At 57.2% G+C, this 10,479-nt stretch carries 9 protein-coding genes; 5 read left to right on the plus strand and 4 right to left on the minus strand.

Annotation, left to right across the window (positions count from 1 at the left end; genetic code table 11):
• Together D7D26_RS11055 and D7D26_RS11060 are read left to right on the plus strand one after the other, a co-directional pair.
• Window positions 1-270, plus strand: a 270-nt coding sequence (locus D7D26_RS11055; protein WP_147413033.1) for a transposase, incomplete at its 5' end; no start/stop codon positions are given.
• An 83-nt stretch (window positions 271-353) separates the two neighbouring features.
• Entirely contained in the window at window positions 354-983 is a 630-nt protein-coding gene (locus D7D26_RS11060) for a DedA family protein (RefSeq protein ID WP_120373080.1), read from the plus strand.
• Between the two features lie 131 nt (window positions 984-1,114).
• On the opposite strand, the gene D7D26_RS11065 is transcribed toward D7D26_RS11060, so the two are convergent.
• Window positions 1,115-1,312, minus strand: a complete 198-nt coding sequence (locus D7D26_RS11065; protein ID WP_040550697.1) for a cold shock domain-containing protein — start codon at window positions 1,310-1,312, stop codon at window positions 1,115-1,117.
• A gap of 226 nt (window positions 1,313-1,538) precedes the next feature.
• Window positions 1,539-2,879 (minus strand): glutamate--tRNA ligase, encoded by a 1,341-nt coding sequence (gene gltX, locus D7D26_RS11070; protein WP_120373081.1) that lies wholly within the window; start codon window positions 2,877-2,879, stop codon window positions 1,539-1,541.
• 117 nt (window positions 2,880-2,996) lie between these two features.
• Between gltX and D7D26_RS11075 the strand changes: the two genes are divergently transcribed.
• Window positions 2,997-5,591, plus strand: coding sequence for a DNA polymerase (locus D7D26_RS11075; RefSeq protein WP_233543552.1), 2,595 nt, complete (start codon window positions 2,997-2,999; stop codon window positions 5,589-5,591).
• 70 nt (window positions 5,592-5,661) lie between these two features.
• On the plus strand, window positions 5,662-6,768 hold the full coding sequence (locus D7D26_RS11080; protein WP_120373083.1) for a SurA N-terminal domain-containing protein: 1,107 nt from the start codon (window positions 5,662-5,664) through the stop codon (window positions 6,766-6,768).
• 312 nt (window positions 6,769-7,080) lie between these two features.
• Here D7D26_RS11080 and D7D26_RS11085 read toward each other — a convergent pair whose 3' ends face one another.
• The gene (locus D7D26_RS11085) at window positions 7,081-7,731 is read right to left on the minus strand and encodes an ankyrin repeat domain-containing protein (protein ID WP_158606349.1); all 651 of its coding nucleotides are present in this window, start codon (window positions 7,729-7,731) and stop codon (window positions 7,081-7,083) included.
• A 487-nt stretch (window positions 7,732-8,218) separates the two neighbouring features.
• Here D7D26_RS11085 and D7D26_RS11095 point away from each other — a divergent pair, with 487 nt between their 5' ends.
• Window positions 8,219-9,148, plus strand: a complete 930-nt coding sequence (locus D7D26_RS11095) for a tyrosine-type recombinase/integrase (RefSeq protein ID WP_233543554.1) — start codon at window positions 8,219-8,221, stop codon at window positions 9,146-9,148.
• Window positions 9,149-9,321: 173 nt separating this feature from the next.
• Here the strand turns inward: D7D26_RS11095 and D7D26_RS11100 are convergent, their stop codons facing one another.
• Complete coding sequence (locus D7D26_RS11100; RefSeq protein WP_120373086.1) at window positions 9,322-9,636, minus strand: hypothetical protein; 315 nt, start codon at window positions 9,634-9,636, stop codon at window positions 9,322-9,324.
• Window positions 9,637-10,479 lie beyond the last annotated feature (843 nt).

Below are 10,479 nucleotides of genomic sequence, written 5' to 3' on the forward strand. Positions count from 1 at the left end.
GGGAGCAACGTCATCGGCGATAAGGCTTACGGTTCGCAAGCCATCAGAGAGTACATTACTTCTCGGGAGGGAAGTTACACTATCCCGCCGAAGAGCGATAATCCCGAACCGTGGTTTATAGATGAGCATGTTTACAAGGAACGACACTTGGTTGAATGTTTCTTTCAGAAAATCAAATGGTTCCGTAGAATTTTCACCCGCTATGACAAACTTGACGCTTCGTTTTTCGCTTTTGTTCTTGTTGCTGCCAGTGTTATTTTATTGAAATAATACAAGCTGAAATGTTTTTTAAACAAGCCCTAGACTTTTAATCGATCACGGATCTTAGAAAAATCGTCGAGCGGGGTGAAGTCATGCTAAGCGATGTTTTTGGCAGTTTGGTCAGCTGGCTGGTGGATACGATCGGCTCGCTGGGATATACGGGAATCGTCGCACTGATGTTCCTGGAATCGTCCTTTTTCCCTTTCCCCAGCGAAGTCGTTATGCCTCCGGCCGGCTTTTTGGCCCACGGAGGACACATGTCGCTGCTGGGGGTGCTTCTTGCGGGGATTGCGGGCAGTCTGTTGGGAGCGCTGTTTAATTACTGGCTGTCGCTGCGTTTTGGGCGCCCCTTTTTCATCAAGTACGGCAAACACTTCGGGATCACGTCGGAAGTTCTTGACAAAGCCGACTCGTTCTTCGAGCGTCACGGCCATATCAGCACGTTCGTCGGCCGTCTGATCCCGGTGATCCGTCAGTATATCTCGCTGCCGGCCGGGATCGCCCGCATGAACCTGACGCGCTTCTGTTTCTACACGACGCTTGGCGCCGGCATCTGGGTCGTCATCCTGACGCTGCTGGGTTACTGGCTTGGCGCCAATCAATCGCTGATCCGGCGGCATCTTTCGGAGGTCAGTTTCGCTCTCTGCGCTGTTTGCACAGCTGTCGTAGCAGTGTACGTCTGGCGCCAGAAAACAAATCAAAAATCAAAAAAGAGTCGATAGCGCGTTTTGTTCCACGGCGGATTCTCCTTGGGGAGAACTCGCTTTTTTTGCGTAATAGCATAAAGGCCGACAGATCAGATCTGCCGGCCTTCTTTTTTAATCTAAAAAGGGTTCAATCACTAACGGTCGTCCTACAGACGGACGACGTTAGCAGCCTGAGGGCCCTTTTCACCATCGACGACGTCGAACTCGACTTCTTCGTTCTCCTCAAGGGACTTGTAGCCGTCCATCTTGATAGCGCTAAAATGGACAAAAACGTCCTTGCCCTCTTCGGTGGTGATGAAACCGAAGCCCTTGGTGCTGTTGAACCATTTCACTTTGCCCTTCAAAGTACATGCCTCCAAAAAAAACGTGATGAAAAATCCCGACCAGTTCGGGAGCGCCCGGAAGATTCTCCGAGTACGGGGAAAATATACAACGATTCTTCTGAAATGTCAAACTTGAAATTAGCGCGCGCACGTTTTTTCAAGGATTTTTATACATTGCGTTTCCCTTCCTCGGCAGAGAAAGCGCACGTGCATTTTCAAAAGCAGTCTTTGCACCGCGCGACGAAAGTCAGAGGACGTTATAATGCCGCAGTCTCCTGGACACCTCGTCGCGGCCCAGCAGTTCGATCACTTCGAAGATGCCGGGGCTGACTTTGTAGCCGGTCAGCATGTAGCGCAGCGGCATGGCGATGTCTTTCAGCTTGGCTCCGTTGGCGTCGCACCACTCGCGCGCGAAGGCCAGCATCTGATCGGGCGTGACCAGCTCGGGACGAGACAGAAAATCGGTATTGAACTTTTTCAGCAGGACGCGGCGTTCGTCCGTCAGGTCGCTGCCGTCGTACCGGGCCGCCACGGGCGCAAAGGTCACGAGATAGTCGGAGAACTCCGCCAGCTCCTTGATCGTCTTGCCGCGGCCGGCCATGATCCCGAAGCATTTGCCGAGATAATCCAGATCGAGTTTGCCGCAGTCCACACCCATTTCTTCCCAGAAAGGACGGACCAGTTCGAATTTTTCCCTGACGGGCATTTCCGTGATGTGTTCCTGATTGATGAAATTCAGCTTGTCAAAATCGAAGACCGAGGACTTGCGGTTGATGTTGCGAAGTTCGTATTCCTTGATGGCCAGGTCGCGGCCGAACACTTCCACGTTCCCCTTCGGAGCCCAGCCCAGCAGCGCCAGAAAGTTGAAGATCGAATCGGGCAGGTAGCCCATGTCGCGGTATTCGTAAACGCTGGTGGCGCCGTGGCGTTTGGAGAGTTTTTTCTTGTCCTTGCCGAGGATCATGGGCAGATGGGCGAACTTGGGCATCTCCCAGCCCAGCGCCTTGTAGATCAGGACCTGCTTGGGCGTGTTGGAGATGTGGTCTTCGCCGCGGATGACGTGAGAGATCTTCATCAGATGATCGTCGACGACGACGGCGTAATTATAGGTAGGGAAACCGTCGCTTTTGATCAGCACGATGTCCTTCATCACGCCGGTACGGCCGTCGATCAGCGCGTCGCTCTTGTAGTCCACGTGGCCGTAGACTGCGTCGTCGAAGCCGATGTCCAGCCCAAGCGGCACTTTGTAGATGACCGCGCTGCCGTCCTTGTAGGCTTTGCCTTCGTCGAGAAGCCGCTGAGCGTATTTATTGTAAAGGTCGAGGCGTTCGGTCTGACGGTACGGTCCGTAATCGCCGCCGACGTCGGGCCCTTCGTCCCAGTCGAGATTCAGCCATTTCATCCCGGCCATGATCGTCTCTTCGTATTCCGCGGTCGAACGGACGCGGTCGGTGTCCTCGATGCGAAGGATAAACTTTCCGCCGGTATGACGGGCCCACAACCAGTTGAAAAGCGCCGTGTGAGCGCCGCCGATATGCAGCGCGCCGGTGGGGCTGGGCGCGAAACGTACTCTCACTTCATCCGCCATTTATAAAAGTTCCTCCTCACATAATTGGTTCATCGCGTGTACAATAGACAAACGGATGCGGAAGAAAATCCGCAGAGATTCAGAGAGCATTATAACCCGTCCTGGAGGTTTATGGAAATGCCTGGAAAAAAGATTTTGCTTATCGACGGACACGGCATCGCCTTTCGCGCCTTTTACGCGATCCCCGAGCTGAACGCCCCCGACGGCACGCCCACCAACGCGCTGGTCGGCTTCTTCAACATGTTCGCCAAAGTCAGACACGACCGGCGTCCCGACGAGATCTACGCGGCGTTCGACATGAAGGAGCCGACGTTCCGCCACCAGCTCTATCCCGAATACAAAGCCACGCGCCGGCCGACGCCCGAGGAGTTCAAAATTCAGGTTCCGCTGCTCCACGAAATGCTTCCGCTTCTGGGCGTCCACATCATGGAGCGTCCTTCGGTCGAGGCCGACGACCTGATCGGTTCGGCCGCCGTGCAGTTCGCGTCTCGCGGCGACGAGGTGCTGATCCTCACCTCGGACAAGGACATCATGCAGGTGCTGCGTCCGGGCGTGAAGATCCTCCGCCCCGGCAAGGGCGTCTCGTCTTTCGAGGAATACGACGTTCCTCACTTTACCGAAAAATACGGTTTCCCTCCGGACACAATGGTCGATTATCTGGCGCTGATGGGCGACTCGATCGACAACATCCCAGGCGTGCCCGGCGTGGGCGAGAAGACCGCTTCGAAACTGCTGCAAAGTTACGGCTCCATCGAAGGCATTCTGGAACATGCCGGCGAACTCAAGCCAGCGCTGCAGAAAAAAATGAGCGAGCACGGCGCGCAGGCCGTCGCGAACCGCAAACTGACGCGGCTCAAATGCGACGAGGACCTGAGCGAATTCATCTCGAAAGAAGCGGCGGTCGATCTGGAAGCGTTCGGCGCTTTCTGCGCCCGACTGGGCATGAAAAAGGCGGCCGAATCCTTCGGCGCCGCAGCCGAAAAGAAAAAATCCCCCGCCGGGAATCCGCCGGCGGAGGCGGCGCGGCCGTCGCCCGTCAGTACCGGGGACGACTTCGGCGAGGCCGTCCCCCCCGCTGCCGCGATCCCGCTGGACACGATCCTGTGCGCGCCAAGGATCGCGCTCGATCTCGAAGAATCCGGCGCGCCCGTTCCATACACGATCAAAGAAGAAACGCTGCAGTCGCGCCGCGTCATCCTCGCCGCCCCCGACGGCAGCTGGTGGCAGGGCACGCTGGCCGAACTGGCGCCGCGTTTGGACGAACTGTTGGACAACAGGGTCGTCTGTCTCGACGCCAAGGCGCTGTGTTACCTGATGGAGCGGCCGCGCCTCGGCGGGCTTTGGGACGTCAAGACCGCCTGGTACCTGCTCCATCCCGATCTGGAAAGCTACGACATCTCGAAGGAGATCGGCCTCGAACTTTCGCCCGGCCGGGCGCTGCGCCTGTTGGCCATCGCCCGCTCCATGGAAGAAAAAATCGCCGCACAGGACATGACGCGGGTCATGAACGAGATCGACCTGCCTCTGATCCCCTCCTTGGTCGACATGGAGCGCCGCGGCATCCGCCTCGACCGCGAAAAAATGCTGGCGCTTTCGCGGGAGCTGGAACGTCAGCTGAACGCGATCACCGAAAAAGTCTACGAAGCGGCCGGATGCGAGATCAATCTCAACTCGCCCAAACAGATCGGGGAGCTTCTCTTTGAAAAACTGGGGCTTCCCGTCGTCAAGAAAACAAAGACCGGCTACTCCACCGACGTGTCGGTGCTTGAACAGCTGCGGGAGATCTGCGGCGCGCGCTGCGAAATCCCGGGGCAGCTCCTGGAATACCGCGAGCTTCAGAAAATGGCCTCCGGCTTCGTGCATCCGCTGCTGAGCGCGGCCGGCGAGGACGGTCTGATCCACAGCACCTTCGAATCGCTGACGACCGGCACGGGGCGCCTCAGCAGCCGCGATCCCAACATGCAGAACCTGCCGGCTTACAGCGGCTGGGGGCAGAGGATCCGCGAATGTCTGATCCCGTCGCGGCCGGGGCATTGCTTCGCCGCCGCCGATTATTCGCAGATCGAACTGCGCGTGCTGGCCCATCTCTCGGGAGATCCGCAGCTGATCGAGATCTTCAAGTCGGATCGGGATATCCACACCGAAACCGCCGCCATGATCTTCGGCCTCCCCGCCGACGCCGTCACCAAGGAGCTGCGCCGCAGCGCCAAGACCGTCAGCTTCGGCCTGATCTACGGCATGAGCGTTTTCGGCCTCGCCTCCCGGCTGGGGACGGACCGCAACACCGCGTTCCAGATCATGGACGCCTACTTTGCCGCTCTCCCGGGCGTACGGGAATACATGGAAACGAGCAAGAAAAAATCCCTCGAAGTCGGCTACACGTCCACGCTTTTCGGCCGCCGCCGCCCGATGGACGAGATCGCCACCGGGAACCAGACGAAAGACCACCAAAAACGCGTCGCCATCAACGCCCCGATCCAGGGGACGGCCGCCGACATCACCAAGATCGCCATGAACAAAGTCGCCGCGCATTTTGCCGGCCGCGACGTGGCCATGGTGCTCCAGGTCCACGACTCCATCGTCTGCGAATGCCCGCAGGATCGGGCCGAACAGACCGCCATGGAGCTCGGCCAGGTCATGGAAAGCGCCGTTCAGCTCTCCGTTCCTTTGAAAACGGAACGGACCGTCGGCACATCTCTCGCCACGGTTTAATGTTTTATGGTACAATTCTTGGGCTGAAACAGAATTTTTCACGCTGCCAATTCGAAAGGAGTAAAGTCACTTGCAGATACTTACTGCGCTTCGCACTCAGATCAAGTGGATCCTCGCCCTGTTTATCGTCATCTTCACCGCTTCCGTCGGGTTCATGTACGGCACGGGCAGTTCCTCCGACTCCGACAATCAGCGCACCGGCGATTTCGTGGTCGCCAAAGTCAACGGCGAAGAACTGCACATCAGCCAGCTGCAGGAACACCTGCGCTCGTTCGTCGAGCGCAACGGCATCCGCGACCTGTCCGACAAACAAATGCCGCTTATCTACAAAGCCGTGTTCGACGAAATGGTGTCCAACCGCGCCGTCATCGACGAAGTCGCCCGCCTGAAAATCAGCGCCCCCGCCGACGACGTCGACAAGCAGCTGAAAGAGGTCGAGAATCAGTACGTGACCAGAGAAGCCTTCATGCAGACGCTGAAGAACCAGGGCAGCAGCCTCGAACAGGTCAAAGCCGAGATCGCCCGCCAGCTGGCCATCAACAAGATGCTGGAAGACGTTTCCGGCGGCGTGGTCGTTTCCGACGACGAGATCAAAGCCCTGTACGACGCGCTGCGCGGCAACTTCACGTTGCCGGCCGGCATCGAAGCCGACTTTGTCCAGCTGAAAAACAAAGAGGCCGCCGACAAATTCGCCGAAGAAGTGAAGGCGGACAAGGACTGGGACAAGGCCCTTACGATCGTTTCGGCCGACATTGTCCAGGCGACCTCGAGCGACGTTCACGAGCGCATCGCCGCGACGGAGATGGTCGGCAAGCTCGAGCCTCTTTCCGCGCTGAACGACGGCGAAACCTCCGCCCCTATCGAGATCACCAGTCAGGATTATTTCGTCGTGCACCGCATCAGGGCCGTCTCGGAAGACGTGCGTCCTCTCTCCGAAGTGTCCGACAGCATCAAGACGATGCTCCTTCAGAGCAAAATAATGGAGGCCCAGCGCAACTACATCAAGGGGCTGACCGATAAGATGAACGTGGAGATCGTCGCCCCCGAACTCTTCACCGTCAAGAGCGACGACGTTCCGCCTGCCGACGCCCTTCCCGATGAAAAGCTGGACGGACTGAAACCGGCTTTCACCGAGGATGCGGCAAACAAAGCCGCTGATCCGGCCGCCGTGAAGTAACCGGCATTCAAAGTATGCAAAAGGCCGATAGGAGAGATTCTTCCTCTCCTATCGGCCTTTTGATGCCGCGGAATCCAGACGGCGCCGGACTCGCAAAAATCTACACGGCCCGCGCCGCTTTTATCTCATACTATTTCTCAATTAAAATGCCGAATGCAGAGGCGCTGCGGAGGAGATTCACAAAGCGAGCTGCGCAGACCGCGCAGCGGTCGAGGGAGTTCTGAGCGACTGAACTCCTCCGCAGCGCCCGGGAAACTATGTTAATACTTTCTATCAAGAATTAGTATCATGTCCGTCGCAGTCAATTTACGCCTATCCTGCCGGCACCGTATTCACGACCACGGCCTTGCGCTTCTGCGAAGAGCCGTACGTGATCCGGTCCGTCTCTCCCAGAGAAATATTCGACGTGTTCAGGCGATTCATGGAATGTTCGATCAGCGTAGTGCCGCACAGCTGATAACATCTTTTCGACCAGAGATCCACATACTCGATCGTTCCCTCATACGAGCGGCCGTTCTCGGCAGGCTCCAGTTTCATGTGTTTGATCAGGAGCTGAAGCATCTCCTTGCCGCGCACGTGGTAACGCGCCAGCCGAAGCGGCGTCCAGCCTTTGGCGTTCGTCGCCATCGGATCCGCTCCGTGCTCAAGCAGCGCCTGCACGACGCGAAGATCCTTCGTCCAGACCGCGGCGTGAAGGATCGTATCACCGTATTCGCCCGTCGTCCGCACGTTGACGTCAGCCCCGGCATCGAGAAAATATTGAACCACTGCCAGCGAGTTATTCTGCGCCGCCAGGTACAACGGCGTAATCCCGTCGCGAAACGGCTGTGTGACGTCGATTTGCTCCGCAGCGACTCTTCCCTTGATCTCTTCGACCGTCCCTTTGACGCACAGCGTCCAGAAGTCTTTCCCAGGCTCCGGCTGCACCTCTGCCGCCGCAACGCTTTTTTCATCGTCCGCCATTCGTTCCTCACCCTTCATCACAATTCACCGTTCCGTTATATCACAAAGTCGAGAGATTGCGCCAGACGCGGCCGTTTTTGATGGAATCAGTCGATTTTCAGCACGCGGTACTCGCCGCAGTCTTCAACTGTGCTGCACGATGATCCCCCCTGAAACTTATTGATTCCCCCTGGCGCCAGTATAGCAAAAAGCCCCCGCGAAGGGGGCTTTTTATGATTTTCACAAAAAATCATGGCGGAGGGAAGAGGATTTGAACCCCCGAGGGGCGTGAACCCCTGGCTGATTTCGAGTCAGCTGCCTTGCCCCGCAAAATGCCCACACCCTACGACGCCAGCGATTATAACACCTCATGCCCCGCTGGACAAGAGCGGCTTCCGCCAGCAGCAGCTGATTCATCGACTCGAAATTTTCAGATATTTCAGCGTTGTAAACAGAATGATTCCACAAGGAGAATGGAGAAATGACATCCGCACGAACGCTTTTCCTTATGAATGAGAGGCCCATAACGTCGATCGATGAAGCCGCGCAAAGCTTTCTGACCTGCAAAGCCGCCGCCAAGGCCGCGCCCAAGACGTGCAAGGAATACGCAAAGACGATCCGGCAATTCTTCGCCGCCTTCCCGCAAGCGTGGAGCAGCCCGCTGAAGATGCGCACCGCCTTCCTTTCGTGGCTCAGCCAGGAGGTCGCTCCGGCCACCTACAACCTGCGGCTGATCTACGTCCGCGCTTTCTGGCGCTGGTGTGTCGAAGAGGGGATACAACAGCCGGAACCCGATCCGTTCAGGGGCCTGAAGCGCCGCAGCGCGCCGGGACGGTTCCGCGACATCGACGCCGCGAAGGTGAAAGAGTTGCTGGCGCTTCCAGACCGTTCCACATGGGCGGGGCTTCGGGACTACGCCCTGATCCTCTTCACGCTCGACACGGCCACGCGCCCCGGCGAAGCGCTCCAGCTGCTTCCGGCCGACTTCAACTTCTCTTCTCTCGCGGTCGTCATTCCGGCGCACGCCGCCAAGACCCGCGAAGAGAGGATCATCCCCCTCTCGCCGACCACGGCCGCCGCGCTGAGGCACGTCATACAGCGCCGGCCGCGCGAATGGGACGCGGAAATGTATGTTTTCGCCAGCGTCACGGGGCGGCGTCTTGCCGTGGAACGCTGGAACGACCGTCTGAAAGGCTACCGATTGAAAGACGGCACCACGTTCAAGCCCTACGACCTGAGACACGCCGCCTGCACGCTCCACCTCAGGGCCGGCATGAGCGGCGAAGTCCTTCAGCGTCTCATGGGCCATCATGGCCCGCAGATGACGCAGCGCTACATCCACCTGACCACCGACGACCTCAGAAAAGAGCAGGCGCTCTCTTCGCCCGCCGAACTGTTGGTTCCCGCGAGGAAAAGAGCGCCCAGAAAGATCGGATAAACTACTCAGCCCTTCACAGCCGCCCGCTGTGGGGGCTTCTTTGTTTCACAGGTATGATTATATCACCTCAATCAAGTTACGAGCCTTGCAGCGCGTTTACGAAGGCCGTTCATCTTCACTGCACCTGAAATTCCCGTTTGAGAGCCTGCTGCAAGAGCTGCGCTTCGGGATCATCACGCCGAAATCTGCCTGACCTCTTCCACAAACTTGTACCCGTGGAACTTCAGGGCCGCCAGCCTGGCTTCCGTGCCGTTGTTCGCGTAGACCTCGCAGACTTTGGCCAGCTTGCCGCCCTCTTTCGCGTAACAGGCCCACTTGCCGCGGCACAGTTCAGCCGTCAGCCCCTTGCGGTAAAAGCCGCTCCTTACGGCCGCCTCGAGCGCGCCGTCCCTGTCGGCCGCCTCGATGATGTCGGTACGAGGGCCGCCGTATTCACCCGTGGTATAACCGGCGCTTGCAGATTGACCTTTGATCTTGAAATATGCCATTTTTAGCCTCCATTTTACATTACAGGTATGATTCTATTACCTGACCTAAGTTTGGGGCCTTCTGACGCGAATATGAAGGCCCCTTTCGACCTTGTTCTACCAGATTTCTTCCGACAAGGAACAACTTCCCCGGGGGGGGAACGAAACGTTACCCCCTTCAACGAGTGCAATTTTACGCCCGTCTGAACGCCCTAAGTTGAACTTACCCCGTCAGCTATTCCTGCGTCGCGGTTCCCGCCCCAGGGCGTCCACACTATGGACATCCTTTTACAAGGGGGGTTCTAAAACGGAACACCCCTATACTGTGAAACAATGCAGGGGGGGGCGGTGAAACGCCGTACCCTTCACGCTCTGCGCGCACGGGAACGTTGATGATGAAAAGGATCTGCAAATTATGCAGAACCTATACCCTGAACGGGGAATGAGCGGAACAGTATTCCGGTCATGGACGCGCCAACTTCAGAATTACTGAAGTCAGGTGGTTTCACCCCTAGACGGCGATGAAAGGGGGACAGGCCTCATACCTCCTGATTCTCGGCCTGTGCCGGTTTTACCATTCACAAGACGTTTTCTTCCGTCGAGGGCTTCACGTCAAGCTCGCCGTTGAGGTACGCCCTTGCCAGTCGCGAGTACAAAAGGGTAAATTTTCAGAGTAAATGCAACCTCGTCAAAGTAAATGCGACGGGGTTGCATTTACTTTGACAGGACAAAAGCAGCAAGCAGTCATTACGAACACATAATAACGATCAAGATTGCGCTAACGGAGCAAATTCAAGGGGATGAAAAGCTGTTACGAGGAAATTGTCCGAAAAAAGAGCATACAAAAGTGACCCTCAACTGAAA

It is taken from the genome of Pyramidobacter sp. CG50-2 (genome assembly GCF_003612005.1).
Lineage (GTDB): Bacteria > Synergistota > Synergistia > Synergistales > Dethiosulfovibrionaceae > Pyramidobacter.

Coding starts and splice junctions, on each gene's coding strand:
- D7D26_RS11095 (WP_233543554.1), top strand. CDS start 8,219: ATGAATGAGAGGCCCATAACGTCGATCGATGAAGCCGCGCAAAGCTTT.
- gltX (WP_120373081.1), bottom strand. CDS start 2,879: ATGGCGGATGAAGTGAGAGTACGTTTCGCGCCCAGCCCCACCGGCGCG.
- D7D26_RS11100 (WP_120373086.1), bottom strand. CDS start 9,636: ATGGCATATTTCAAGATCAAAGGTCAATCTGCAAGCGCCGGTTATACC.
- D7D26_RS11060 (WP_120373080.1), top strand. CDS start 354: ATGCTAAGCGATGTTTTTGGCAGTTTGGTCAGCTGGCTGGTGGATACG.
- D7D26_RS11075 (WP_233543552.1), top strand. CDS start 2,997: ATGCCTGGAAAAAAGATTTTGCTTATCGACGGACACGGCATCGCCTTT.
- D7D26_RS11085 (WP_158606349.1), bottom strand. CDS start 7,731: ATGGCGGACGATGAAAAAAGCGTTGCGGCGGCAGAGGTGCAGCCGGAG.